The 25,549-nt window shown below is 71.4% G+C and carries 25 protein-coding genes and 2 pseudogenes; 7 read left to right on the forward strand and 20 right to left on the reverse strand.

The features are described from left to right. Nucleotides 1–499 precede the first annotated feature (499 nt). The 8 genes and pseudogenes from K7I03_RS28675 to K7I03_RS28710 all read right to left on the reverse strand — a co-directional run bounded on the left by K7I03_RS28675 (nt 500) and on the right by K7I03_RS28710 (nt 7,864). Nucleotides 500–943 carry a hypothetical protein gene (locus K7I03_RS28675; RefSeq protein ID WP_185944550.1) on the reverse strand — a complete coding sequence of 148 codons (444 nt, stop codon included), beginning with the start codon at nt 941–943 and terminating at the stop codon, nt 500–502. Between the two features lie 84 nt (nt 944–1,027). Continuing rightward, entirely contained in the window at nt 1,028–2,728 is a 1,701-nt protein-coding gene (locus tag K7I03_RS28680) for a relaxase/mobilization nuclease domain-containing protein (protein ID WP_185944551.1), read from the reverse strand. Beyond that, nucleotides 2,725–3,081: a plasmid mobilization protein gene (locus K7I03_RS28685; protein WP_224347259.1), complete on the reverse strand. Its 357-nt coding sequence runs from the start codon at nt 3,079–3,081 to the stop codon at nt 2,725–2,727. The genes K7I03_RS28680 and K7I03_RS28685 overlap by 4 nt, the downstream gene beginning before the upstream one ends. Nucleotides 3,082–3,383: 302 nt before the next feature. Then, entirely contained in the window at nt 3,384–3,590 is a 207-nt protein-coding gene (locus tag K7I03_RS28690; RefSeq protein ID WP_313772167.1) for a hypothetical protein, read from the reverse strand. Nucleotides 3,591–4,847: 1,257 nt separating this feature from the next. Then, nucleotides 4,848–5,280 (reverse strand): annotated as a pseudogene (locus K7I03_RS34535) (DUF2637 domain-containing protein); the annotation flags it as partial. Then, entirely contained in the window at nt 5,277–5,909 is a 633-nt protein-coding gene (locus tag K7I03_RS28700; RefSeq protein WP_185944582.1) for a WhiB family transcriptional regulator, read from the reverse strand. The gene K7I03_RS28700 and the pseudogene K7I03_RS34535, both read right to left, overlap by 4 nt. Before the next feature lie 132 nt (nt 5,910–6,041). After that, nucleotides 6,042–6,797 carry an ATP-binding protein gene (locus K7I03_RS28705; protein WP_398858582.1) on the reverse strand — a complete coding sequence of 252 codons (756 nt, stop codon included), beginning with the start codon at nt 6,795–6,797 and terminating at the stop codon, nt 6,042–6,044. Then, complete coding sequence (locus tag K7I03_RS28710) at nt 6,797–7,864, reverse strand: hypothetical protein (RefSeq protein ID WP_185944554.1); 1,068 nt, start codon at nt 7,862–7,864, stop codon at nt 6,797–6,799. Before K7I03_RS28710 ends, K7I03_RS28705 begins: the two co-directional genes overlap by 1 nt. 1,053 nt (nt 7,865–8,917) lie before the next feature. Between K7I03_RS28710 and K7I03_RS28715 the strand changes: the two genes are divergently transcribed. Beyond that, complete coding sequence (locus K7I03_RS28715; protein ID WP_224347260.1) at nt 8,918–10,288, forward strand: helix-turn-helix transcriptional regulator; 1,371 nt, start codon at nt 8,918–8,920, stop codon at nt 10,286–10,288. 100 nt (nt 10,289–10,388) lie between these two features. Continuing rightward, on the forward strand, nt 10,389–10,796 hold the full coding sequence (locus K7I03_RS28720; protein WP_185944555.1) for an acyl-CoA thioesterase: 408 nt from the start codon (nt 10,389–10,391) through the stop codon (nt 10,794–10,796). On the opposite strand, the gene K7I03_RS28725 is transcribed toward K7I03_RS28720, so the two are convergent. After that, entirely contained in the window at nt 10,793–11,209 is a 417-nt protein-coding gene (locus K7I03_RS28725) for a glycosyltransferase family protein (protein WP_224347761.1), read from the reverse strand. The genes K7I03_RS28720 and K7I03_RS28725 overlap by 4 nt on opposite strands. On the opposite strand from K7I03_RS28725, the pseudogene K7I03_RS28730 reads away from it, so the two are divergent. Further along, nucleotides 11,141–11,497 (forward strand): annotated as a pseudogene (locus tag K7I03_RS28730) (IS110 family transposase); the annotation flags it as partial. The gene K7I03_RS28725 and the pseudogene K7I03_RS28730 overlap by 69 nt on opposite strands. A 584-nt stretch (nt 11,498–12,081) precedes the next feature. On the opposite strand, the gene K7I03_RS28735 reads toward K7I03_RS28730, so the two are convergent. The 3 genes from K7I03_RS28735 to K7I03_RS28745 form a co-directional block, all read right to left on the reverse strand. Then, on the reverse strand, nt 12,082–12,663 hold the full coding sequence (locus K7I03_RS28735) for an HAAS signaling domain-containing protein (RefSeq protein ID WP_185944584.1): 582 nt from the start codon (nt 12,661–12,663) through the stop codon (nt 12,082–12,084). Next, the gene (locus K7I03_RS28740; RefSeq protein WP_185944556.1) at nt 12,660–13,016 is read right to left on the reverse strand and encodes a PadR family transcriptional regulator; all 357 of its coding nucleotides are present in this window, start codon (nt 13,014–13,016) and stop codon (nt 12,660–12,662) included. Before K7I03_RS28740 ends, K7I03_RS28735 begins: the two co-directional genes overlap by 4 nt. A 140-nt stretch (nt 13,017–13,156) precedes the next feature. Further along, the gene (locus K7I03_RS28745) at nt 13,157–14,074 is read right to left on the reverse strand and encodes an SDR family oxidoreductase (RefSeq protein WP_313772168.1); all 918 of its coding nucleotides are present in this window, start codon (nt 14,072–14,074) and stop codon (nt 13,157–13,159) included. 93 nt (nt 14,075–14,167) lie between these two features. On the opposite strand from K7I03_RS28745, the gene K7I03_RS28750 reads away from it, so the two are divergent. The 3 genes from K7I03_RS28750 to K7I03_RS28760 all read left to right on the forward strand — a co-directional run bounded on the left by K7I03_RS28750 (nt 14,168) and on the right by K7I03_RS28760 (nt 17,815). After that, entirely contained in the window at nt 14,168–14,854 is a 687-nt protein-coding gene (locus K7I03_RS28750; RefSeq protein ID WP_185944558.1) for a TetR/AcrR family transcriptional regulator, read from the forward strand. Nucleotides 14,855–15,336: 482 nt separating this feature from the next. After that, nucleotides 15,337–15,846 carry a DUF1269 domain-containing protein gene (locus K7I03_RS28755; protein WP_185944559.1) on the forward strand — a complete coding sequence of 170 codons (510 nt, stop codon included), beginning with the start codon at nt 15,337–15,339 and terminating at the stop codon, nt 15,844–15,846. A gap of 118 nt (nt 15,847–15,964) precedes the next feature. Further along, nucleotides 15,965–17,815, forward strand: coding sequence for a glycoside hydrolase family 15 protein (locus tag K7I03_RS28760; protein WP_224347261.1), 1,851 nt, complete (start codon nt 15,965–15,967; stop codon nt 17,813–17,815). Nucleotides 17,816–18,857: 1,042 nt separating this feature from the next. Here the strand turns inward: K7I03_RS28760 and K7I03_RS28765 are convergent. Further along, nucleotides 18,858–20,135, reverse strand: coding sequence for a multidrug effflux MFS transporter (locus K7I03_RS28765; protein WP_185945774.1), 1,278 nt, complete (start codon nt 20,133–20,135; stop codon nt 18,858–18,860). A gap of 47 nt (nt 20,136–20,182) precedes the next feature. Here K7I03_RS28765 and K7I03_RS28770 point away from each other — a divergent pair, with 47 nt between their 5' ends. Beyond that, complete coding sequence (locus tag K7I03_RS28770; protein WP_224347262.1) at nt 20,183–20,704, forward strand: MarR family winged helix-turn-helix transcriptional regulator; 522 nt, start codon at nt 20,183–20,185, stop codon at nt 20,702–20,704. 7 nt (nt 20,705–20,711) lie between these two features. Here the strand turns inward: K7I03_RS28770 and K7I03_RS28775 are convergent, their stop codons facing one another. The 7 genes from K7I03_RS28775 to K7I03_RS28805 form a co-directional block, all read right to left on the reverse strand. Then, nucleotides 20,712–21,674, reverse strand: a complete 963-nt coding sequence (locus K7I03_RS28775) for an alpha/beta hydrolase (protein WP_185945773.1) — start codon at nt 21,672–21,674, stop codon at nt 20,712–20,714. Between the two features lie 3 nt (nt 21,675–21,677). Further along, a complete protein-coding gene (locus K7I03_RS28780) occupies nt 21,678–22,667 on the reverse strand; it encodes an amidohydrolase family protein (RefSeq protein ID WP_185945772.1) in 990 nt (329 codons plus the stop codon). Next, nucleotides 22,645–22,971 carry a XapX domain-containing protein gene (locus K7I03_RS28785; protein ID WP_221903618.1) on the reverse strand — a complete coding sequence of 109 codons (327 nt, stop codon included), beginning with the start codon at nt 22,969–22,971 and terminating at the stop codon, nt 22,645–22,647. The genes K7I03_RS28780 and K7I03_RS28785 overlap by 23 nt, the downstream gene beginning before the upstream one ends. Continuing rightward, nucleotides 22,968–23,105, reverse strand: coding sequence for a DUF1427 family protein (locus tag K7I03_RS28790; protein WP_224347697.1), 138 nt, complete (start codon nt 23,103–23,105; stop codon nt 22,968–22,970). The genes K7I03_RS28785 and K7I03_RS28790 overlap by 4 nt, the downstream gene beginning before the upstream one ends. 26 nt (nt 23,106–23,131) lie before the next feature. Beyond that, on the reverse strand, nt 23,132–23,692 hold the full coding sequence (locus K7I03_RS28795) for a quercetin 2,3-dioxygenase (RefSeq protein ID WP_185945770.1): 561 nt from the start codon (nt 23,690–23,692) through the stop codon (nt 23,132–23,134). Between the two features lie 91 nt (nt 23,693–23,783). After that, nucleotides 23,784–24,050 carry a non-oxidative hydroxyarylic acid decarboxylases subunit D gene (locus K7I03_RS28800; protein WP_185945769.1) on the reverse strand — a complete coding sequence of 89 codons (267 nt, stop codon included), beginning with the start codon at nt 24,048–24,050 and terminating at the stop codon, nt 23,784–23,786. A 55-nt stretch (nt 24,051–24,105) separates the two neighbouring features. Then, on the reverse strand, nt 24,106–25,530 hold the full coding sequence (locus K7I03_RS28805) for a non-oxidative hydroxyarylic acid decarboxylases subunit C (protein ID WP_185945768.1): 1,425 nt from the start codon (nt 25,528–25,530) through the stop codon (nt 24,106–24,108). Between the last annotated feature and the right edge of the window lie 19 nt (nt 25,531–25,549).

Below are 25,549 nucleotides of genomic sequence, written 5' to 3' on the forward strand. Positions count from 1 at the left end.
TGTCGTTGTAGAGCTCCTCGGAGAGTTCCGAGTCGTTGGTGCCGGTGTAGGTGAAAAACGCCTTCGCCTGGTTGGGGAAGTCGAGGGAGCCGCCGGCCGCCGCGTCGCCGCCCAGCTTCTCCAGGGCCGGGCAGCCGGTGACGGTGACGTCGTCGTGGTCGGAGGTGTCCTCCGGCTTGAGGGTATAGCCGGGCCGGGCCCCAGGTCGCTTTCGTCCAGCAGCCGCTCGCGCAGGGCGGCGGAAGTCAGTGGCGGGGCCGCGGCCGGCTTGGCGTTCGCACCGTCGTGCGGTCGGGCGGCGGACGAGGATGACGACGCCGCGGGGGCGGCGGGGGAGGAGTGGCTGCCGGAGCAGCCCGGCAGCGTCAGGAGGCTGAGGCTGGTCAGGCCGAGGACGGTGGCGGTGGTGCGAAGGCGCATGAGGGGACCCCCGGGGGTGGTGCGGAAAGGCTGGCTGTGGGCCGGACCGTCGTAGGCCGGCGAACGGACGAGGTGGGGGTCAGTGACCGAGGTGCTTGAGGCCGTCTTCGAGGGTGGGGTGCCACCGGTCCATCGGGCCGGAATGGCGGTTGTACCAGGCGGCGTCGAGCCGGGGTTCGAGCGTTTCGTGGCCGGCGCGGCAGCGCAGCCACACCTCGTCGCGGACGCTCAGCAGCACCCAGTCCCGGTACGCGCCGCACTGCGGGCAGGAACGGACCTCGCCATCGATGACGAGCGGCTTGTCGAAGGGCATCATCATCCCAGCGATCTCCTCCCGGGACGGCACGCGCAGATCCGGCGGCAGGAAGTCGTCGACCTCCGCGGCCGGAGCACCGACCGGACCGGACGTCGTCGTCGGCGCGGGGGCCTCGGAGAAAGGCGACTGCGTGTGCGCCTGGAGCCATTGCGCCGTCTCCTGCTGGATATCCCGCAGTTCCTGTATGGCGCGCTTGCGGCCGAACATCCCCATCTCCCTCACGTCGTCCTCGTGGGCCGCACAGAGCGTGCCTCACCCCATTGACCTGCTGCAACTCACGAATGCCATAACTCACCTGCGCCCGCGGCGCCGGTCGGGACGAGCCCCGGCGGGGCGAGCGGCGTGGGGTGCCCGCTGCTTCGGGGTGCCCTGGCCGGCGGAGGGTGCCGCGGAGGCGTCGGCGGGCAGGTCGGCCATGCGACGCAGCCGCCACACCAGCACATCGCTGATGGACTCGGCGGTCGTCAGCTCCCGGCGGGTGGCGGCTTCGGCGAGCAGGGCGGCGGGGTCGTGGCCGGCGGCTTCGGCGTCGGCCAGGGTGGCGGCCAGGGCGTACCAGCCGGTCTCGGCGAGGACTCGCTCGGCGAGGTGGGGCAGGGCCGTTCGGACCGTGGCCGCGTGCCGCCGTTGAAGGGGCTGGGAGAGGTGGCGGCCTCGCTGGTGGAGGGCGGCCATGGGGGTAACGGCTGCTGCTCGGTAGGCGGCGCGCAGGTGCTCGGCGGCCTGGCGGGCGGCGGCGGCCTGCTGGGCGTGCTCCTTCTTCCCGTGCCAGTGCGCGGCGGCGACGACGAGGAAGAAGGCCATGTCGATCAGCATCGCGGTGGTGGTCCCGTCCTCCCCGCGGCCGAGTGCCGGCCCGCTGTAGACCAGGTCGCGGGCGGCCTGCCGCAAGGCCCGGTCGTGGCCGCGCTCGGCCCGGACGTGCGAGCGGGAGGCGCGCTCGAAGGCGAACGCGGCCTCGCGCAGCTGGACGCGGGTGTGGGCGGCGGAGGTCTTGGCGAGCGCGTCCAGGACCTCGCCGGCCGCCGCGATCTGCGCGGCGACCGCGGCGTCGTCACCGCGATCGATGATCAGCACGGCCTGCCACGCGGCGGTGGCGGCACGGCGGCGCGCGTCGGCAGGGCCGGCCGCACCCGTACGAGGTTCCCGGCCGGCGTCGGCGGACCAGCGTTCGCGGATGCGGGGGAGCGAGAGGTCCGGGGCGAGCTTGGTCCCCGAGTAGAAGACGGGTTCGCCGTCCTTGTTGAGGTCGTCGGGCAGCGCGACGGTGTAGCCGAGCACGTCGCCGGAGGGCGCGATGCGGCGCCGGACCAGCACGCCGGCGGCGCCCAGCCGGTCGAAAAACTCCTTCTCGCCGCCGGCGCCGGCCACGGCGCGGCGGACGGCCTCCCGCAGCTCCTCGCGCGGAGTGCGCTCGCGCTGCTGGCGCTCGGCCTTGTGGCGTTCGGCGCTGGTGGGCCGCTGGGCGGCGGTCCCGTCCCCGGTGTTGAGCCGCTTGAGCCCGTAGTCGGCCTCGATCAGGCGGGCTTCGGCCTGGGCGCGGCCTGCGTCGTTGTGCAGGCGGGGCCGGCGGCCGTCCTCGCGCACGAGGGTGGCGATGATGTGGATGTGATCGTCGGCGTGGCGGACCGCCGCCCACCGGCATCCGGCGTCATCGCCGTCGGGGGCGATGCCGGTGGCGGCGACCATGCGCCGGGCGATCTCGCCCCACTGCTCGTCGGACAGCACCGGGTCCTCCGGCGCGGCGCGCACGGACAGGTGCCACACGTGCTTGGCCGGGCGGCGGCTCCTGGTCAGGGCGTCGACCGGCTGGTCCAGGAGTCGCTGCAGTTCCGCGTACGTGGCCTGGGGGGCGCGGCCGGGGTCGGGAGCGAGGCTGTCCCAGGCCGCCACGAGGTGCGGGTCGATGTGTTCCTCGTGGCTGCCGGGCCCGTACAGGTAGTAGAGCAGGCCGAGGGTGCGGGTGCCGCGCTTGTGGACTCTGGGGATCATGCGGCGTGGCTCTGGTCGTCCAGGTAGTGCTGGGTGAAGGTCTCGACCCGCTTGGCGGCGCGGTGGACGGCCTCGAGGACCGCTCGGGTGTGCGGGACGTCGGCACCGGCGTTGGTGGCCTTGGCGACCTGGTTGAGGTTGTTGCCGATCTGGCCGAGGTGTCGGCGCAGGGCGAACAGCTCGCTGACCACTTCGCGTTCGGTGGCGATCTCGGCGGCGGTGCGGTCGAGATCGCGGGCGGCTTTGAGCGCGGCGTGGGCGAGGAAACCGGCGACGCTCATGCGGCAGGCGGACGCGGCACGCAGCAGGAGCTGGTACTCGTCGTCGTTCATGCGGCAGCTGGGCTGGCGCATGCGCTTGTTCTCGTCACGCAGGCGCTCACGCTGGCGCACGGGTGGCTGCGGGGGCGCGGCGTGCGTGCAGCGCGCGGTGTGACAGATGTGCTGCTGTTCCCCTTCCGGATGCGGTCCGCCCTCGGCCGCATCCCGGTGGACCGGCGCCCCCCGGTGCCGGTCCGCTCCCGCCGTTGCCGGGGCGGGGGACGCAAGAGCATTGCTTCCACCGGGAGCAATGCTCTTGCGATAACTTGCTCGCGTCCAGGTCGAGTTGGACTCCGGCTCACCCGGCGCGGGGGTGGCGGGCGTCTTCGGGTTCGTCATCGGATACGGGTCCTGGTCGTGCGGATACGGTGCTGGATGTCGGCGGCGAGGGCGACCACCGCGGCCGGCCCGTCGAGGACACGGACCTGCGCGTCGGCCGTGTGCTGGACGAGCCACTGGCCGTTCGGGGTCCGGACGGCGGCGTGGAGAAGGCGGTAGCGGACCAGGACCTCCGCCCAGGCGCCGGCCTCGGCGTCGCTCACCCCGCTCGCGCGCGGGAGTCGAGAGTGGATGACGGACCCTACTTTCAGCGGGGGCGGTGGCCCGGAGGTCCCCGGGCCACCGCAACGAATGTTCAGAAAGCGGTGGTTGACCTGCGGCTTTGCGAGCTCAGCCGCATTGCAGGCAGCGGTCGACATGCCGGGTCAGCGCCCGGGCCATGCTCCGCTTGACCGTGAACGCGTTCTTCGCTCGTCTTCGCCGGCGCGGTCCCCGGGTTCCGCTCGGCGTAACTGCGTAGGAAGCGGATGTCCTGCTCGTAGCCGGCCTTGATCCGGGTGAAGCGCTCACAGGTCTTCATCGGGCACTGTTCCTCGTCGTCGTGGTGGTGCCGGCCGCCTCGCTGCGCAGGCGCTGCAGGACGGGCGTGAGCCGGTCGTTGCGGATGGCGATGTTCTGGGCGCGCATGATCTGCCGCAGCTGGACGCGGGTGACCTCGCTGTTGCCGTCCCGCGCAAGGGCGGCGGGAATGTGGGGACGCAGGCGTCGGACGATCTCGTCCTCCGTCAGCTGCGGCGACCGCTTGCCCGCGCTGCTACGGGACCGGTCCCCGGTCCCCCTCGCCGAGGTGGCGCCGGTGTCCTTCGTCCCCGATGCCTGGTCGGGGACCGGGCTGCTCCGGTCCCCGTCCTGCCTCGCGGGGACCGGGCGGGGACGGTCCCGGTCCCCGGTCCGGTCGTTCCTGGAGGGCGGGGTGGAGGTGTTGGTGGTCTGTCCGGTGCCGGGGACCGCGCCGTCCGGGTCCCCCAGGGGCTCATGGGGACCGCCGGACTTCGTCCCCGGTTCCCCGGCGGACTCGGCGCCGCGAGCGGGGTCCGTCGTGGTCCGGTCCCCGACGGCGGCGTCCGCTACGCCCTCGTCCCCGTCCCCCGCGAGGACCGCGATGCCGTCCCCTGCCATGTCCGGGACGGCGCCGCTTCGCGGTCCCCGGTCGCTGGGGGACGGACGTTGGCGAGGGGTTGTCCGGTCCCCGTCAGCGGGGTGCATCGCAGGGGCGGCGGGACGGTCCCGGTCCCCGGCCGTGCTGGGGACGGCACTCTCCGAGCGCGGTCCCGCCGGCGTTCCGGCGGGACGGTCCCCCACCGCGCACCGGTCGGTGCCGGGACCGGCGACCGAGTCGGGGACCAGGTGGAGGCGGTGGGGACGGGGGCCCTCGTCGGCGGCCTGCTCGGGGACGAGAGCCGGTCGTTCTCCGTCCCCGTCTGTTGCCGCGTCCCCGACCGGGGTGGGCTGGGGGTGGTGGCGGGTGATGAGGATGTACAGGTGGACCGCACCGGCCAGGGCGAGCGGGGCGAGCGTCGAGAGGATGGCCACCACGGTGTCGCCCAGGCGCAGACCGTCGTGCTCGGTCTGCTGGTTGAGGCGGACGGCGTGCAGGGCGTTGGCCCAGATGCTCGCCGCGGTGGCGGTGCCGAAGAGCGTCCACACGTAGGCGCGGGCGTGCCAGGGCGCGGTGCGGGTGAGGATCAGGGCGCGGACGCCGTAGGCGATGAAGCCGTCGATCACGAGCGGGAAGAGGTAGGTCAGAAATCCGCGGACGTGGATGGCTACGGCCATCTGCTGCAGGGCGTCGTAGCTCAGGGCGCAGCCGGCCGAGCCGAGGGCGACGATGGCCAGGCGGTCCCAGGCGCCGACGGGCGCGACCGGCGGGGGAGTGCTGGGGTGGTGGGTCATGCGGCCTTTCCGAGCGCGGCGATCAGGGCGCGGGTGTGCACCTGGCGGGTGACGGGCGAGGAGGCGGGCTCGTCCTCGTCATCGCGGCTCTGGTCGGGGGCGGTGTGCTCGTCCTGGCTGCCGTAGAGGTCCCAGTAGCGGTCGCGGTCGGCGACGGCGTGGGCGGCTTCACGCATCAGGTCGCGGGCGTAGTCGAGGTCGAGCTGGAGGGTGTGGGCCAGGCGTTCGGGCGTCCAGCCCCGCACGTAGGCGTGGCGGGTGACGGCGGCGCGTTCGGCGTCGCTGAGGTGGACGTCGCGGCCGGCGAAGGCGGCGCGAATCCGGGCGTAGTCCAGCCGCTTGTTGACCTTGGCGTGCCAGGGCCGGCGTTCGGCCTCGGTCAGGCCGCCCCAGATCCCGTCCTTGATCGCGTTGTCCAGGGCGTGGTTGAAGCACTCGCGCTTGACGGGGCACCGGCCGCAGAGGGACTTGGCCTCGGCGATGGCCTGGTGGTCCCGCGGCTTGGGGAAGAAGATCTCGTCGGCGTCCTCGGGCGTCATGCCGTGGCACAGGCCGCGCACGTGCCAGCTGTGGTCGGCGATGCCGCGCAGCGGCGTGGGCGGGGCGTCGTCGGTGGTGATGTAGCGCAAGGTGATCTCCGGGGTACGCCTCACGGCCGGCGGGCGGGTGGTGATCCGCGCGCGACGGGGCGGGTGAGGCGGAGCAGGGGGACGCGGGGGCGGGAGGGCGGTGCCGTCCGCGCCGGCAGGGGGCAGGCGGGGTCAGGCGCGCTGGAAGCGGCGGTCCGGGCCGGTGAACTCCAGGGCGACGCACATGCCGGACAGGCGGCTCAGGACGCGGTCGCCGACCTTGTCGCGCAGCACCGGCTGGCGCGGGTCCATCGCCTGGGTGCGGACCGGGGGCAGGTTGCTGGTGATGATCGTCGGCAGGGCATTCTGGGCACGCCAGTTCAGCAGCCGGAAGTTGATCTCCTCGGTCCACTCCGAGCCCTTCGCGGCACCGAGGTCGTCCAGGAGCAGCAGCGGCACGCGGACGATCCGGCGCAGCAGGTACTCGGGGTCCACCCCGGCGCGGGGCCGCATCTCGGCATACAGGTCGGCCGCCGTAGTCGCGTGCCACCGCACGCCGCACCCCGCGGCGGTCAGCGCCCGGATCGCCCCGAACGCCTCGTGGGTCTTGCCCACGCCGGTGGTCCCCCACAGCAGCAGCGACCGCCCGTGGGCGACCTGACGACGACCCGTGCTGCCGAAATGCGGGTGCAGGTCACCGGCGTGCGGCGCGACGGCGCTCTCGGCGATGGCGCGCACCCACCGGATCACCTCCGGGTGAGCGGGCATCGCCTCGCGGTAGGCGACGGGGATGCGGGACTGCGCCGCCTCCAGGGCGGGGATCGGCTCGGGGGAGTCCGGCACCGGCCCGGCGGCGGGTTCGATGCCGCGCTCGGCGAGCTTCGCCTCGAGCCGGAGGCGAAGGCGGTCGGAGACCGCAGGCTGCGGGTCGGCGAGTCGGGCGCGGATCACAGGCGGCCTCCGAACGTGGTCGGCTCGGGCTGGGTCGGGTTGAGGTAGGGGGTGTAGGCCGAGCGGTTGCTGGCCCAGGGCCCCGCGCCGGAGGCGGACGACGGCGGAGAGCCGGCGTTCGGCGCGGCGTTGACGACCTCGTTCACCAGGCTCGGCAGCACGCTGGCGTGCAGGCCCTTGGCCCGCAGGCGGTCCATGGCCACGCGGATGTCCTGCGGCGCGAACCGCTCGTCCAGCAGGACGTTGATCTTGCGGCCCAGCAGGCCGAGGAAGTCCTCCGGCGGTCGCCGGCTGCAGCCCTTGACGTACTCGGCCACCAGGTCCTTGGCGGAGACCGATGCGGGGGAGGCGGCGGGCGCGGGCGCCTCGCGCCCCGTAAGGACAGATCCAGGATCCATGATCCTAGATCCAGACCCGGAGCCCTCCGGGAGGACTCCCGGAGCGTTCCGGGAGTCCTCCCGGAATGCCGTTTGACCTGCGGTTTCCTTCGCTCCGTCGACTACGGCGTCGGCGCGGGCCGCTCCCGTGGGCGGAACCTCGCAGGGCGCCTCCGCCGAGTGCGTACCCGGCGTCGGTGCCGGCCGGAGCGGCTGGTGGAGGTCTCCCGGAGCGGTGTGGGAGGGCTCCCGGAGACCTCCGGGAACGGTCGCGGGTGCGGCGGTGGGCTTGCCGGCACCGCGGCAGTCCGCCGTCTGGCACCGGCCGCACCGGTGGCTGCTCTGGTGACGGGGGCAGCCCGGCACGCGGGAGGCGGTGGACTTGCTGATCTTCTGGTGCTGATCCCAGGTCACGATGTGCAGCCAGGCCCGCCCGTCACAGCCGGTGTACCGGCAGATCAGGCCGGCGGCGGCCAGCTCCTCCAGATCCCGGGCGACATGCGTGGCCGTGTGCTCCGGGCGCAGAGCCCAGAGCCGACCGGCGATGACCGCCGCGTTGTCCCGGAACCGTCCGGCATCGTCCGCCTGCGTCAGCAGACCGAAGAAGGTCCGCTCCGCGGTGACACTGACCGAGGCCAAGTCCTCGGACTCGAAAGCCTCCGGCTTGATCGTACGAATCCGGGGCATCAGACGACACCCCCGCCAGGCCGTCCGGGGAGCCGGCGGGATACCGGCCCCCGCTCGACGCAAGGGGAAGGGAAGCAGGCTGCCGCGCGGGCCGTGTTCTCCGGCCTTTTGCGCAGAGCAGTCGGCATGCGACACTCTCCATCGAAGTGAGCCGCTCCGGTATGCCCCGTGGAAAGGGCCGGTGCGGTGAAGGTGGGTAAAACTCCGGCCCTTGCAGGGGCAGGAGTGCCATAGCGTTCGGCGTCCGGAGTTGCAGCTCTCGGACGCCGTCGCTGTTTTCGGGGGCTATCTCGTTCGGCTGGACTGCGTGCCCCGCATATCGCTCCAATCGACGTTGTCACCGGGCGAGGAGCCCGGCGGGCGGACGACGAACATATGCGGGAGCCGCCTCAAGATCCAGACTTAGCTAAGAGATCCTCCACAACTCGGCCTGCGGGGCGGCGCCCTGCGCGTCCGGGGAGAGGGGCGGGCGGTCCGAGCGCGGGCATCGGTGAGGGCTTCCCGAGTATCTCGGAGATGATCTTCACTCGTGGACCCCTGTCTGGTGTTGCAACGTCACGCCGAACCGGCTGGTCAGAAGGATTTAAGCCAAGCGTCTCAAGACCGTCAATCGCATCTGTTTGACCGTTTTGTCCGCACGGGTTGGCCGCGTGGTGTCGACTTGTCGACCTGCCGCAGGTGCTCAAGTGGCCTACGCGGCAAGGGGAATGAGGAATTCCGCATGCCTGTGAGGGGGTTCCTGGCGAGTGGTCTAGTCCGGTCATGGGGGGCCTGGGTGAAAAGCGGCAAGGATTTGCCGTTTTCGAGACCGGGCTCGCCCGGGAGGGTGGAGATGTCCGTTTCCGGGCGATCGGCGCCAGTGGATTGTTTAATCCCGAACCGCGTCTTTCCCGGGAGCCGCACGGCCCGCGGTGCCGGGGGCAAAGATCATTTGAATATTGCGTATTGTCTAGGCAGACACGACAGGGCGGGGGCCGGCGATTACGCTGCCCCTTTTTTCATGCCCGAAATCGGGTCTGTCTCACCACGGCGGCAATACGAGAGCGAGGGCTGATGGTCGCGCAGATGCGATCCGACAGAAGTAACGACGCTGTCGGGAGGGAGGTCCTTGCGGTACGTCCCGACGGAGTCGCCGGTCAGTACATGGGCTTCGGCGCCATGCTGAAACGCTGGCGCAAGGCCGCCGGTATCATCCAGCCGACCGCCGCGCGCGCCCTGGGCATCGGCGTCAGGACCTACCGCAACATCGAGCGGGGCGCCACGCCGCGCTTCACCCAGGCCCAGTGCGATTCCCTCGCCGAGGTGCTGGGGCTCGACCGCGAAGAGCGCCACGCCCTGCTCCTTCACAACGTGGGAACGTATCTTCGGGCGCCGGCGGAGGGCCGCCAGGAGGTGCCGTCCGCGTTGAGGCTGCTGATGGACGGCCAGATGCCCAGCCCCACCTACCTGTCGGACCGCAACTGGAACATCCTCGCGTACAACCAGGCCATGGCCGAGTTGTGGCCGTGGGTGATGGAGCCGCGGGCTAACCTGATCCGCTGGGCTCTCACGACCGCCGAGGGGCGTGCTACCTATCACGACTGGCACAAACACGCCACGGTCTTCGTGCGGATGCTCCGGTTCGCGCTTTCTACGCACGGCGACGACGCGGATCTCCGGGAACTGATCGAGGACGTCAGAAAGAACCCCGAGGTCGAGCGGATCTGGGAGTCGGACGACGACCTGGTCGAGCACCGCGACGGGCATGTCTTCCTGGCCACCGTGCCCACGCTGGGCTGGAGGACGATCGAGATCGTCAGCCACGTGGCCTATCCCGCGGTCATGCCCGACTGCAAGTTCGTGGTCATGACCTGGGTCGAAGCGAAAGCCGAGTCGGACAGCAAGCGCGACGCGCTGGGCGGCGTGCGCAACGCCTGGGTCCACGAGACGCACAACACCCCGCGCGAGCGGGACCGGGCCCAGGAGCGGATCGCCGAGGCCGAACGCCGCCGCGCGGCCGACGTCCACACCGCCCGTCTCGTGGTGGGCAGCGCGGAGGAGGCCGCGGAGCAAGCAGGCCGCGGTGGCATTCCCCTGCCCGCCCTCAGCCGCCTCGTCGCGTCCGACTGCCGGCTGACCCTCTCGCCGTCCCGGCGCAACGTGGTCTGGGCCGTCGAGGAAGCGCCCGGAGAATGGGGCGTCACCCAGGTCTCTCCCGCCACGGTGATCGCCCGGGTACCGCGGATGATGTCGGCCGAGGCCCGAGCCGAGATGAAGATGCTGACCCGGATCGCCCTGCCGGCTCCCCGCGAAGCCGCCGCATCCCGAGTCGAGCAACTCCTCGGCGAACTCGACGAGGAACAGCGCCTCCTCCTCGAAATACAACAGGAGCTGGCTCAGCATGACGCCTCGCGCGACCTCGAAGGCGCGGGCGAGCAGCTCTGAACCGGGACGTGGCCTGCTGCTGCCGGGCACCAGGCCACCCCCGAAGTCGGCGTGACCGACTCCCCGCCGCCATCTGATCTTCTTGTGGAAACGAGCCCCCGTGAACAGGTTCACCTACGCCTGCCCGCTGAGATGGGCTGACGCTGACGCCAACGGCCACATCAACAACGCCGTCTTCCTCCGGTACATGGAGGAGGCGCGCACGAGGATGTTCCGGCAAGTGCTGCCCACCGATGAGGACGGCCGTCGCCGGAACGCGTTCGTCGTCGCCCGCTCGGTAGTGGACTACCGAGCCCCCCTGGACTACCGGGACGAGCCTGTCGAGGTGCACGTCTGGGTCACCAAGGGCGCCGCGGCAACCTTCGACCTCGCCTACGAAATCCGAGACGACGATCGCCTGTATGCCGAGGCGACAACCACGATCGTCGCCTACAACCTCAACACCGGCCGGCCCCGCCGCCTCTCCGAGGACGAACAAGACTTTCTGGCGCGGTACAGCAGGCCCTAACCCAGGAGGGACCTGGCCCTCGCAAGGTCCTCGGGAGTGTCGACCGCTACCCCTTCGTCCGCGACGCCGAGCATGCGCACACTGTGGCCGTGCTCGACGAAGCGGAGCATCTCAACGCCTTCCATTCGCTCCAGCGGCCCCTGGGGGAGTCGTCGCCGGAACAGGCCGAGTGCTGATCCGGTAAAGCCGTAGAGCCCGAGCTGCCGGAGGTACTTGAAGAGGCCCGACCACCGTCCGGTCCGGCGCAACGCCGGCCAGTTCGTGGACGGCAGGTCTGCATCACATGGATGCGCGCGTACGACACCGGCGCCAAGGCCAGCCGCGCCAAAGAAGCTGAGAGCACGATGTTCGACAGCGGCGACGTGGACATCTTCCTCGGCCTGGACGTTGGCAAGACCGCCCACAACGGCCACGGGCCCACTCCGGCCGGCAAGAAGGTCTTCGACAAACCCCTGCCCAACAGCGAACCGAAACTGGGGGCCGCCTTCGCCAAGCTGGCCGCGAAGTTCGGCACCGTCTTGGTGACGGTGGATCAGCCCGCCTCGATCGGCGCCCTGCCGCTGCCAGTCGTGAGGGACACGGGCTGCAAGGTCGCCTATCTGCCAGGGCGTGCCATGCGGTGGATTGCCGACCTCTACCCGGGCGAGGCCAAGACCGACGCGAAAGATGCCGCAGTGATCGCGGACGCCGCCCGCACCATGTGGGGTGCGGTGTCGTTGCAGCCGATGGGGTTGGGCGGGACTCCGGCGGAGACGGTGCGGGGTGGTGCGTGCAGCGTTCTCCAAGGGAAGCCTGGCGATCTCGATTCGTGTCCGTTGACGTTCATCGCTGCATCCGCGTGCGGTGCTGATCTGTGGGATGAAGGACCGCGAAGCCCGGTGGGAGCTCGATTCGTATCGTTGGATCTTGCATATCCTGTGGCGGTAGCCGCGCGCGGTACGCGAATCGTCGTGAACCGCCTTCCGTACCGTCCGCCACGTCCCGCCGGACTTGCGATCAGGGTCGGCATCGGCATGCCGCCGCGATGCCGCGCCGAATCGCCGCTCACGGCTCGGCCTTGGACGCCTGCGGCATGTGCAGTCCGGTGCGTCGTCCTGGCAAGTGCTCTGCTGCCGGCCGCCGCTGAGAGAAGCTGCGCTGCCGGTTTGGCACCGTGCAGATCTTGCGAAAGCAGACCTGCACCTTCAGTGGAGCGGCCCCCCGTCGGCGTCAGAGCCGAGGTTCCGCCGCCCCCTCCCCAGGGGCGCTTCGCTCCGCCCTGCTCTCGTGCGGCAGGGCATGTGCTTCAACTGTGGCGGGTCCGCCGGGCGAGGTGGACGGTCGTGAAGATGACCACCGCCAGCAGGGCGACCACCGCGAGAACGAGGAAGGGGCCCGGCATCGACACGAACAGTGCGGTCCCTGAGAGGACCACAGGGGCGAGAGCGGTCCCCGCGACACCGGCCAGCTTGTCGCCGGCGGTCCAGCGGCGGGAGCGGAGCAGCAGCACCAGGCCGATGAGCCAGGCGATCCAGGACAGGACCGGGATCAGCCAGAACAGCACTCCTCCGGCGATCAGCAGGGTCAGGGCCACGGTGTCCTTTTTCGCGGAGCCCGCTGCCCGGGTGTCAGTGGCCGGCAGGTCGGCGCGCGCGGCGGCGGCGATCTCCTGAGGGTCGCCGAGCTGGCGGAGGATGGCGCGGACCGCCGGGTCATCGCCGTCCTCCGGTGCGTTGCCGGTGCGGGCTTCGGCTCTGGCGACGGCGATGTGGGAGCGGACGTCGGCCAGCAGCTCGGCCCGTCGGCCCGCCGGCAGGTCGGCTGCGGCATGTTCCAGTTCGGCGAGGTACTTCTCGGCGATCGGGTTGGGGGGCAGGTCAACGGTCATGGCTGGGGTGCCTCGTTCTTGGAGAGGAAGTACTGGACTGCATCGTGGAAGCGGGGCCACTCGGTGGTGAACTCGTCAAGCGCGCGATGACCGGCAGGTGTCAGCTGGTAGTAGCGCCGCGGCGGCCCGCTGCTTGATTCCTGCCAGGTGGTTTCCACCAGCGACTCGCGGCGCAGCCGGGACAGCAGCGGATAGATGGTCCCCTCGCTGGTGACCATGACGTCCATCTGCCCCAGCTCACGCAGCAGCTCGACGCCGTACCGGCTGCCATCGCGCAGCAGAGCGAGCACGCAGTACTCCAGCACGCCTCGGCGTAGCTGGCTCATTACCTTACTGGCGCCACCGTGTTCCATGCAGTGCATGGTACCCGGCTGTGCCGGGATCACTGAAATGTGCGCTTGCGGCGCTGCCCGACGGTTCTGCTCACGCCGGACGAAACGGACGGCGCACCCGCACCGCACCGCAAGGCGCCGTGAGTGGCGGGGCGGGCTGGTCAGAGCTGGTCGGCGACGCTGATGCCGGTGAGGTGTTCGGCTTCGGTCCACAGGCGTGCCGCGACGGCCTTGTCCTGGGCTCGGCGCGGTGGGCGGGTGACTTTCGGGGGGCCGGTCATGACCCAGCGCGGGCCGAAGTAGCCACCGGGCGTGACGTCGGGGCCGGTTGCCGCGTACAGCAGCGGTTCCGCGCCTTGTTCCGGGCCCTGGGAGGGCATGATCTTGGCGCCCAGCGAGGTGAACCGGTCGAGTCGGCCGCCGCCGAGGGTCGGTCCCGCGTTCAGTAGGTTGGTGCGGGTGTTGCCGGGGTGCGCGCCGACCGACAGGAGCGGCCAGTTGCGCTGGGCTGCGATGTCCGCCAGGTGCAGGGTCATCATCAGGTCGGCCAGTTTGGACTGGTGGTATGCCTTGGTGGGGCTGTACTGGCGGGTGGACTGGAGGTCGTCAAAGTCGATCCGGCCCCCGGCGGCGCCGAGACTGCTCATCGTGGCCACGCGTGGCGCGGAGGCCGACAGCAGCAGCGGCAACAGCTTCACCGTGAGCGCGAACGGGCCCAGGAAGTTGCTGCCCAGCTGCAGCTCGAATCCGTCCGCCGTTTCGTGCCGGCTGGGCACGTTCGCCACTCCTGCGTTGTTGAGCAGCAGGTCCAGCGGCCTGCCGTCGGCGATCAGCTTGTCGGCGAACTCGCGGACCGAAGCCAGGTCGGCCAGGTCGAGCCGGCGGACCTCGACCTCGGCGTCGGGGTGCGCGGCGAGGATCTCCGCTCGCGCTTGCTCGCCCTTGGCCGGGGTACGCACGGCGAGCACCACGTGTGCTCCGGCCGCGGCCAGGCGTTTGGCGGCCTCTTCGCCCATGCCGCTGTTCGCGCCGGTCACGACGGCGAGCTTTCCGTGTTGATCGGGAACCTGGTACATCATTGCCTCCTAAAAGACTGCTGGACTCTAATACCGTCAACGGTAACAGACCGCCGGTCTCGTATTAAGAGACCGGCGGGTAGCTACGATGGGAGGGTGGAATTCCAGCGCGCACGCAGTGCCGAGCAGCGACTCGAACGGCGCCGGCAGATCTTGTCGACGGCAGCCGTGATGCTGACCGAGATGCCGGTCGCCAAGCTCAGCCTCAACGAGCTGAGCCGCCGGATAGGGCTGGCCAAATCCAACGTACTGCGCTACTTCGAGTCGCGCGAGGCAGTCCTGCTCGAACTCTTGCTGGCCGAGATGCGGGACTGGGTCGCGGAGCTGGAGCGTGCGGCCCCTCCGGGCGGCGGAACACCGCGCGAGCGCGGGGACCGGCTGGCCGAGACCCTGGCCGCCTCCCTGGCACGGCGGCCGGTGATGTGCGACCTGCTGGCCGCGCAGGCTGCGGTGCTGGAACACAACATCTCCACCGAGGTCGCCGTCCGGCACAAGCGCGCGGCCTGGCAGAACACACAGGCCCTGGTCGAGCTGGTCCGGCGGCTCCTTCCCGAACTCGGCACCGAGGGTGCGGCCCAACTGGTGGAGACGACCGTGCTCACGGCCATGGCGGCCTGGCCGTGCAGCCGCCCCTCGGAGGCGCTACTGGCTGCCTACGATTCCGACCCGGCGCTGGCCCCCCTGCGATTGGACTTCGCCGACCTGGTGCGCCGCACGGCGCAGGTAACCGCCTCCGGACTCCTCGCCCGCCACGAGACGGCCTCCGCACGCCCGGCTTCCTGAGCGCCCGCTCATGCCGTCACAAATCGGGCACCTCCGCCTGCAAGGCAGGGCCGGCGCGGCATGTGCCCAGGTCCGGGGGGCGCACCGTGAATGAGGGCTCCTTCAGCCCCGGCGAGGGTGACGACGCCGCTGTGCCGGGCGGGGCCGGCGCACCAGGACGGTGGCCCCATCGGGTCCTGCGCCACGGCCCGACATCCCGGCCTCAGAGCCCTCGCGGACCGTCGGGCCGGTCCCCATCGACGACGTCGCCGACCGACCCCACGGGAGCGTCGCGAACGGCCTGCGGGCGCACCCGCAGCCACTGGCCGCTTACTGAGCCGTATCCGATCCGAGGTGACCTTTCACTCCGGAAAGGCTCCCTGGTCTGCCGGTGCGCGGGAGCGCCGTCGAGGCGGTGATGCGGCAGGTACGGGTGCCGCCGGGCAGGGGTGCGGGTCGGTCGTGAGGTGCGGGCACGGTGACGCGGCCTGACAATGGCGTCCATGAGCCGTATGGAGAACGTGCTGTTCATGAGGGCCGAAGACGCCGGCACGGGACACCAGGCGCTGGAGCGGCTGCGCCGCGCCGACGCCGACGGCGCCCTCACCCTGCGCGGGGCCACCGTGATCACCCGGGACGCGGAGGGTTCCGTCGACTTCCCCGACACCCTCGACACCACCGGCACCGCCCGGGGCTTCCTCGCAGGCGGGCTGATCGGCGGCCTCGTCGGCATCCTCGGCGGGCCCCTCGGTGTCATGGCCGGTTTCGGAGCTGGCGGTCTCATCGGCGGCGCCCGGGACGCGCGGCGGGCCACCGCGGACAACGTCGCCCTCCAGCTGCTGACCGAGGAAGTGCCACCGGACACCACGGTCCTGGTGGCGGAGGTCGCCGAGGACGGCCCGGAGGCGGCGGACGAGGCGCTCGCGCCGTACGGGACGCCCGTACGGCACCCTGCGGACCGGGTCAGGGAAGAGGTCGAGGCGGCGATCGCGGAGGGCAGGAGGAGCGCGTGACGCCCGCCCGCCCGGAGCATCCCCCTCCGCCCGGCCGCACCGGCTCGGCGAAGCGGTGGCCCGTGCATCACCCTGCCGGTGGCCGTACCCCCGGTGCCGGTGTCGGGGAGGCCGCCGGATGACCCGCGGGAGCCCCCGCCCCAGCAGGGCCGACGCGCCCCGCTACCTGCCCATCGCCGAGCACGGCCTCATCGGCGACATGCGTACGGCCGCGCTCATCGGGACTAACGGCACGATCGACTGGTACTGCTGCGCGCGTTTCGACGCACCGAGCGTCTTCGCGGCGATCCTGGACGCGGACCGCGGCGGGGCCTTCGAACTCGCCCCGGACGTGCCCGCCCGGACGAAGCAGTTCTACTTCCCCGACACCAACATCCTGATCACCCGGTTCTTCGCGGACCACGGCGTCGGCGAGATCCAGGACTTCATGCCGATCGTCGACGACTCGCGGGAGGCGGACCGCCACCGTCTGATCCGTCGGGTGCTGTGCGTCCGCGGGGCGCTGCCGTTCAGCGCCCGGGTGGCACCGCGCTTCGACTACGGGCGGCAGACGCACACCGTGAGCGTCCGGGACGGCCATACGGTCTTCGCGTCCCCGGGCCTGTGCCTGGGCCTTACGTCCAGCGTCCCGGTCGGGACCGACGGTCCGGACGCCCGGTCCTCCTTCACGCTGGAGGAGGGCGAGGCGGCGGTGTTCACGCTGGACCGGATCTGCGAGGGGGTGGAGCCGCGGGGCTGCACTCCGCTTGAGGCGGAGGAGATGTTCGGTGCCACGGTGCGGTACTGGCGCCGATGGCTCTCGCGCTCCCGCTACCGGGGGCGCTGGCGGGAGACGGTCCACCGTTCCGCGCTCACCCTCAAGCTCCTCACGTACGCCCCGACCGGCGCCATCGTGGCCGCGCCGACGACCAGCCTGCCCGAACAGGTCGGCGGCGAGCGCAACTGGGACTACCGCTATGTGTGGGTGCGGGACGCCGCGTTCTGCATCTACGCACTACTCCGGCTCGGATTCACCGACGAGGCCAAGGCGTTCGTCGATTTCCTGTCCGGGATCATCCGCGCCGGATGCGGATCCGGGGCCGGGGCCGGGGCTGAAGGCCCGCTGCAGATCATGTACGGGATCGACGGCAGAAGCGAGCTCCCAGAGGAGGAACTGCCCCACCTGGAGGGCCATCTGGGCTCCTCCCCCGTCCGTATCGGCAACAACGCCGTCACACAGCTCCAACTGGACATCTACGGAGCCCTCATCGACTCCCTCTACCTCTACGACAAATGGGGGGAGCCGCTCTCCAGCAACGACTGGTACACCGTCGGCGCGCTGGTCGACTGGGTCTGCGACCACTGGGATCAGCCGGACGAAGGCATCTGGGAGACCCGCGGGAAGACCCGGCGCTTCCTCTACTCCCAGCTGATGTGCTGGGTCGCGATCGAGCGGGCGATCCGGATCGCCCGCCACCGGGGCCTGCCGGCGGACATGCTGCGCTGGATCCGGGTCCGTGACGCGATTTACCGGCGGATCATGCAGCGCGGCTGGTCCGCGGAGCGGCGGGCGTTCATCCAGCACGAGGGCGACGACGTCCTCGACGCCGCCGTCCTGATGATGCCGCTGACCAAATTCATCTCGCCCACCGACCCCAAGTGGCTTGCCACCCTCGACGCCCTGGGCGAGGGCCTGGTCTCCGACTCCCTGGTCTACCGCTACGATCCGCAGCGCAGTCCGGACGGCCTGCAGGGCGAGGAGGGCACCTTCTCGATCTGCTCCTTCTGGTACGTCGAGGCCCTCTGCCGCGCCGGCCGGGTGGACGAGGCCCGGCTGGCCTTCGAGAAGATGCTCACCTACGGCAACCACCTCGGCCTCTTCGCCGAAGAGATCGGCCGCACCGGCGAACAGATCGGCAACTTCCCCCAAGCCTTCACCCACCTCGCGCTGATCAGCGCCGCGTTCAACCTCGACCGGGCACTGGGGTGAGACGCGCGCCGGGCTGAGTCCGCCCCCGCGCAGCCACGGTCCGCGCGGGGACGGGCCGCCTCGTCAAGGGGCGGACCCGGGCAGCGCTGGCTGGTGTACGTGCGGGGTCGGCACCTAGCATTGCTGCGGGTGATCTTCGCGGCCGAGAGACGGCACCGGGCGCGTCGAGTCCGAGCTTCGGCGGTCCCCTCGCTTCGACGACGCCGTCACGTGATTCATCCCTCCCCGAAGGTCTCTGCGTGACGGCGATCCCCCTGCCCTTGCAGGGCTGGTCGATCTACGTCTCTGGACCAGTCGATGGCCCAGCTGCTGCCTGCCGGGTGCTCACCGCCTTCATCGTCAAGGACCCTTCCTTGCCTGCACGTTTGCTCTCTGTCCCCACTGTCGCCGCTGCCCTGGACGTCGCTCGCCGGACTGTCCACCGCTTTATCGCCATAGGGGAACTCCCGGTCGTCGACCTGCGCACCGGCACGGGCCGCTCCCACGTCCGTGTCCCTGCCGCGGAGCCGCCGGCAGGTACCGCAGGAGGTGCTGGACCTCGGGACGCTCCCGTACCCTTCTCGGCTTCGACGCCGACGACGGCCGCACGCAAAAGAGCGCTTTGGAGGGTTCACGCAGGGGCCCACGGCTGGCCAGCGCAGCGGACGGAGACGCCAGCGGCGCACGCAGCGGATCAACCTTCCGCTCACCGCAACCGTGCCAGCTCCTCCGCCGGAGCCAAGCACCCCGGCTCGGGCGCGCCGTGCGGCAGCAGGCGCGGACCTTGTCGGCCCCGGTGTAGTACCTCCGCTTGCTCGACCAGGACCCTGGCCCGATGGCGCTCGACTTGCGGCTCCCGATCTGCGCGATGGCCGCGTACCGGAGGCGCCGCTGCTCGGCCTTACGAAGCCCCTCTTTCCACGTCATCAACCACGGCCCGCGGCCGCGCCGTCATCAACGTGTCCATTCCCACGCAGCGCTCACCCGACCGGGAGGTGGCCGGCACCGGGTGCTGCTGCCTGAGGAGAGTCGATTGGGGACCGATCTCTCCCAGGTGTCCTCGTCAGGGGGCTTCTGTGATCACTTCGCCGTGGCCCTGCCGGGGGCGGACGAGGAGGAGCAGGGCCAAGGCGGCCAGAGCCAGGGCCGTGAGCATGATGGTGGCCATGGGCAGGGAGCCGTCCTCGCCGAAGAGGCCGACCAGCGGGGAAGCGACCGCCCCGCAGAGGAACTGCAGGCCGCCCAGGAGGGCGGAGGCGGCCCCCGGGGCGGGGCGGCCGATGTTCTGGCCCAGGCTCATCGCCGCGGGGAAGAGCATGCCGATGCCCGAGGTGACGATGAAGAGGGTGATCCACGTTCCGGCGAAGGTCTCGCCCAGCGTGGCGACGACCAGTACCTGGGCGAGCGCGCCGGTGGCGGCGGTGGCCACGCTCAGACTGAGCAGGGTGTTGAGCCGGAAGCGGCGGGAGAGCTTGGCGAAAGTGGTGCCGGCGAGCAGCATGCCCACGGCGTTGACGGCGAAGATCAGCGAGTAGGTGCCGGTGGAGACGCCGTGGACGCGTTCGAAGACGAAGCTGGAACCGCTGATGTACGCGAACAGGGCGGCCGAGGCCGTGCCGAGGACGGCGACGTAGCCCATGAAGGGACGGTTGCCCAGGAGGCGGCCCATGGCGCGGAACGTGCCCGCTATGCCGTCGGTGTGGCGGCACTCGGGCGGCAGGGACTCGGGCACCTTGGTGAGCACGCCGAGCAGCAGCAGGACGCCGACGAGGCTCAGGACGCCGAAGACGGCCCGCCAGGTGGAGACGGCCAGGATCGCGCCGCCGAGGACGGGGGCGGCCACGGGGGCCACACCCAGGATCTGCGAGAGGACCGCGAAGTAGCGGGGGACGTCCGGGCCGGCGAACCGGTCGGTGATCACCGCACGGGCGAGGACCATGCCGGCGGCCCCCGCCACACCCTCCAGGAAGCGGGCGCCGATCAGGACGTAGACGTTCGGCGCGGCGGCGCAGGCGAGGGAGAAGAGGACGAAGCCGGCGCAGCCGCCGAGCAACAGCCGGCGGCGGCCGATGCTGTCGCTGAGGGGGCCCAGGAGGAGCTGGCCGATGACCAGGCCCACCAGGAACGCGGTCATCGTCAGCTGGACCGTGGAACTGCCGGTGTGCAGTGCGGTGCCCATGGCGGGGAAGCCCGGCACGTACATGTCGGTGGCCAGCGGGGCGATCGCGGTCAGGGCGCCGAGGACGGCCAGGAGCCCGCCCGTCCGCTGGGAGGGGGCGGAGCGGGCGGCGGCACGGCCCGGCTTCCGGGTGTCTGTGGGGGAGGGGGGACTGGATACCATGCCCGTAACGGTAACAAGTGGTTCACCGGTTTACAAAGGTGGTTCTTGTGCTCCCCTCCGAATCCTCTGCCCGCGCCCAGTGGGCTGCCCGCGGCGACGGGCTCGACACCTCGCCGATGGAGATCGTCGGCCTCCTGAAGCGCATCATGGCTCTGCGTGACAGCGCTGTGGAGCCGCTGTACGAGGGGGCGCCGCTGACCGCCCCCGAGGTCGACCTGCTCGTGCCGCTGCGCCATCTCGACGAGCCGGTCATCGCGCGCCGCATCGCCGAGCACCGGGGGATGTCGCGGGCGGGCGTCAGCAAGGCGCTGGCGAAGCTGGAGAAGCGAGGTTTCGTCGAGCGCACGTCCCACCCCGCCGACCGGCGCGCCTCCCTGGTGACCGTCACCGAGGCGGGCAAGGCGGCGATGGACGCCCTGTTCCCCCGCCAGCTGGAGGTCGAGGCCCGGCTGCTGGAGGCGCTCGGAGAGCACCGTGCGGAGGTGCTTCAGGCGCTGGGCCGCCTGGCCGAGGCCATGGAGCGCGGCCTGGCCGACGCCACGGCCGCCGCCGAGCACGGCGGAGGCTGAGAGCCCGTCACGGGAGCGGCGTTCCCTCGGCCGGCCGGGCGTCGGCATCCGCTGCGGCGGTGCGGCTGCGGGCGAAGTCGAGGGTGCGGGTGAAGCAGTCCTCGACGTCCGTGTCCGTCAGGCCGACCCACAGGTGGTTGCCCCCCGTCAGCAGGCGCAGGTCGGGGCCGGCGCCTGCGTCGTGCAGCGCCCGGGCGAGGCGGACGGCCTGGCGGGCGGGGACGACCGCGTCGGCGGTGCCGTGCAGGATCAGGAAGGGCGGTGCCTGTGCCGTTACGTGGGTGACGGGGCTGGCGGCGTGGGCGATCTCCGGTATGCCGGCCGGCGGGCCGCCGAGCATCAGGGCCTCGTACGAGCCGGGGTCCTCCGCGTCGTAGGCGCCCGGCGGGAGGTCGGCGGCGAGTGCCGTGAGGTCGGTGGGGGCGTACCAGGTGACGCAGCCGGTGACGGTGGCCGTGCCGGTGCGGGCGGAGTGGGTGAGGGCGGTGAGCGCGGCCAGGTGGCCGCCTGCGGACTCGCCCCATAGGACCGTGCGGGAGGTGTCCAGCCCCAGTTCGCCGGCGCGTGTGTGCAGCCAGGTGAGGGCGTCGGCCAGGTCGTCTCTCTGGGCGGGGTACGCGGCTTCCCCGCTGAGGCGGTAGTCGGGGCAGGCGACGGCGAATCCGGCCCGCGCCAGCCGGGCGAAGGGCCCCGGCCGCCAAGAGCGGAAGCGTGGTCCGAGGTCGTCCCGCTGCCCGGTGCGCCAGCCGCCGCCGTGCACGAAGACGATCAGCGGCAGCGGCTCGCCGGCGTCCTCCGGCAGCCACAGGTCCACCACGAGGGGCCGGTTGCCGTCGGGTACGGCGTACTCGGCCGCCCGGAGGAGCCGCACCCCCGGCGCGGGGTTCGCGGCGGGCGGCAGGGGCCGCTTGGCGGGATCGGCCGGGGCCAGCAGGTGCATGGGGAAGGCCGAGGGGCCGGTGGCGGTCATCGCTCACCTCCCGGATCGGCGGTCAAGGCGGGGCAGGACGCGCTGGGCGTTGGCCGTGGTCAGGGCCCGCCAGTTGGTGGCGCCCTCCGGGGCGGCGGCGCTGTCGATGCTCCTGACGTGCTCCTCCACGCCCGCCGCGGGCGTCCAGACGTAGTCGCTGCCGTACAGCACGTTCCCGGGCTCGACGAGGGAGAGCAGGGCGGGGAGCTGACGGGGCAGGGCAGGGCCGGCGAGGTCGTAGTACAGGCGCCGCAGCTGCTCGACGGCATCGGGGGCCTGGGTGCCGGCGGGCATGAACATCTTCATGAACCCGTTGATGCGGTCGGCCAGGACCGGCAGGGCGCCGCCGCAGTGCGGCACGATGATCTTCAGGTTGCGGTGGCGTTCCAGGGCGCCGGCCATGAGCAGGTCGGTGACGGTCCGGGCGGTGTCGAAGACGAACTCGATCATCGGCCGGGGGCGGCCGAGGGCGGACTGCTCCCAGCAGACAGGCGAGGTGGGGTGGAGGAAGACGACCGCGCCGCGCCGGTCGAGTTCGGCGAGGACCGGCTCCAGCTTCGGGTCGCCCAGGTAGGTGCCATGGGTGTTGGTCTCCAGGACCACGCCGTCGGCGTCGAGGGTGTCGAAGGCGTACGCGATCTCGTCGAGCGCGCCGTCGGCGTCGGGGAGAGGGAGTGAGGCGAAGAGGCCGAAGCGGCCGGGATGGTCCCGGACGGCCTCGGCGCCGGCCTCGTTGACCTCGCGGGCCAGGCGGCGGGCGGCGGTGTCGTCACCGAAGTGCACGCCGGGAGAGGAGATGGACAGCATCGCGGTGTCGATCCCGCAACGGTCCATGAGCGCGATGTGCTCCCGGGCTGACCAGGAGGGCCAGGCGGGGACGCCGTCCGGATTCTGGTGGCCGGCGGCCTTGGCCTGGCGGACGTACGAGTCGGTGACGAAATGGGCGTGCACGTCGACGAGACCGGGCTCGTCAGTGAGGTGCTTGGACGTCATGGCGTTCTTCCTCTTCCTGTGGGACGGATTGGGGGGCGCGATACCGGTCGGGGTGCGCATCGGAGTGCGGGTCGGGAAAGGAGGGGACGGAGGAGGAGCGGTGCCGAGCGAGGTGCCGGCGGGCGGCGGTCGCGGCGCGTTCTCCCAGGACGATGCCAGCCAGGCCGGCCAGGCCGACCAGGGGCGGGGCGGGCGAGGCGATGTCCAGGGCCCAGTAGACGGCCCCCATGAGCAGTCCGGCCGTGAACGCCGCCCCGGCCCGCCCGGCGGCCGGGGCGGCGCGGCCCGCACCGGGGGCCCTCACAGCGCCCCCAGCGCACTCTGGCCGAGCAGCATGCCCAGCAGGCCGCACAGGGCGACCGGCGGTGGTGCGGGGGACTTCACCCGCACCACCACGTACAGGACCCCCACCAGCACCCCTGCGAGCAGGGCTTTCACGAAGGGCAAGGGACCTCAGCTCCGCTTCAGCTGCCGGTGCGCCACTGGTGGTGCGGCATGAAGTGCACGTCGTACTGCTGGGGGACGGTGGCGAACTTCTCCGGGGCGGGGACGACGGGCTCCCGCGGCAGAGTCAGCTCGTCGGTCGGGGCGCCCAGGTTCTCAAAGAAGCGCTCGAAGGTGCCGCCGGGGCCGGCGGCCACACCGACGACCCGGCTGTGGTGCCGCTCGATGCGGTAGGCGTGCGGGCAGTTCTTGGGTACGAAGCCGAAGTCGCCGGGGGTGAGCAGCTTCTCGTGCTGGTTGCCCTGCAAGTCCTCGACGAACAGCCGGACCGCGCCGTCGGTGATGTAGAAGACCTCGTAGGTGTCGGGGTGGGAGTGGGCCGGGATGATGTCGCCCTTGGGGCCCTCGACGGTGAAGAAGTTGAAGGTGTTCTCGGTCTGTTCACCGCCCGCGTAGATCGTGAACAGGTCGCCGAAGAGGTGGGCGCGGTCGCCCATGCCCTTCTCGATGAAGTAGGGGACGCCCGGCTCGGCGGGGATCTGCGAGTGGGTTCGGTACCGGGTGGCGTACTCGATGGTCAAGGTTCTCTCCTCACTGAAGGCCACTGGAAGCCTTGTGTCAGGTTACCTGACATAAGGGGGATGTGGACCAGTCTCTGCTGCCGTGAGATGGCTAACGCGCGTCGCGCAGCGGCGGTACGGCGGGCACCTCCGGGGCGTCGCGGATGTCCTCGGCAGTCAGCTTGAAACCGTCGGGGTAGGCGGCGCGGGACGTGCGGCGTGCCGGCTCGCTGGTGCGCCAGCAGTACAGGCACTGCTCGCACTGGAGGACGTCCCACACCCCGGGGACGGGGGAGGTGAACAGCCGCGCGATCGCGGGGTGGGCGCAGCGGGGGCAAACGGTCTTCTCGGACGTATTCCCGGGCGTCTTCTCGGACATGAGACTCCTTGTGCGGTCGGGGGGCGGGACGGCCGGAGCGGCCGACGGTCCCGGGTCAGCGGTGGGCGGCGAGTCGCCGGAGGCGGTCCAGCCAGGCGGCGGCCTCGGGCAGGTCGCGGACCTGGTTGCCGTAGTTGCCGCGGTGGTCGGGGGCGACGGGGGTGGTGGCGTCGATGACGAGCTTGTCGGTGATGCCGGGGTGCTGTGCCTGCGGTGCGAGTTCGAGGACCGAGAGGTTGGGGATGCGGATCAGGTCTCCGGAGGGGTTCATCTTGGTCGACAGCGCCCACATGACCTGGGGCAGGTCGAAGGGGTCCACGTCCTCGTCGACGACGATGACGGTGGTGGCGTAGCCGAGGCCGTGGGGCGTGGTCAGGACGCGGAGGCCGACGGCCTTGGCGAAGCCGCCGTAGCGCTTGGCGGTGGAGACGATGACGACGAGGCCGTGGGTGTACATGGCGTTGACCGCCCGCACCTCCGGGAACTCCTCCGTGAGCTGCCGGTACAGCGGTACGCAGGTGTTGGCGGCGATCAGGTAGTCGACCTCGGTCCAGGGCATGCCGAGGTAGAGGTGCTCGAAAACCGGCCGGGTGCGGTACGAGATCTTGTCGACGCGGATGACGGGCATGCTGCGGCCGCCGGAGTAGTGGCCGGTGAACTCCCCGAAGGGTCCCTCGATCTCGCGCTTGCGGCCCTCGATGACGCCCTCGATCACCACTTCGGCGCCCCACGGGACGGGCAGCCCCGTCAGGGGGGCCGGCGCGACGGGGGCGGGGGCACCGCGCAGGGCACCGGCGAGTTCGTACTCGTTCTCGTCGTACTTCATCGGGGTGGACGCCACGATGGAGATCACCGGGTCGTTGCCCAGGGTGATGGCGACGGGCAGGTCCTCGCCGGCCCGCTCCGCCTTGTGCAGGTGCTGGGCGATGTCGTGCATGGGCACGGGCTGGAGGGCCAGCTTGCGGCCGCCCTTGACCTCGATGCGGTAGATGCCGACGTTCTGCTTGCCGCTGTGCTCCGGGTCCTCGGGATCCTTGGAGACGACCGCGGCCTTGTCGATGTAGAAGCCGCCGTCACCGTCGTTGAGACGGAACAGGGGCAGCACCCGGAAGATGTCGACTTCGTCGCCGTCCATGGTGTTCTCGGCCCACGGCGGGTCCTCGCGCCACTCGGGGGCGACGGGGAAGTCGTTCCAGCGGCGGATGAACTCCTCCACCTGCCGCTTGACGGGGGTGTCCTTGGGCAGGCCCAGGGCCAGGGCGTGGTTGGCCCAGGATCCGTGGACGTTCATGGCGACGCGGGCGTCGGTGAAACCGGTGACGTTGTCGAAGTACAGCGCCGGGGCCGTATCGCCCAGGCGGGGGGCCGCGTTGGCGGCCGCGGCCAGGTCGGGTTCGGGCATCACCTCGTCGGTGACGCGCAGCAACTGGCCTTCCCGCTCCAGGGCGTCGAGGAAACTGCGCAGGTCGTCATAGGCCATGAAAAAGCTCCTTCGGATT

Origin of the sequence: Streptomyces mobaraensis (assembly GCF_020099395.1) — a bacterium.
In the GTDB taxonomy this organism is placed as follows: domain Bacteria; phylum Actinomycetota; class Actinomycetes; order Streptomycetales; family Streptomycetaceae; genus Streptomyces.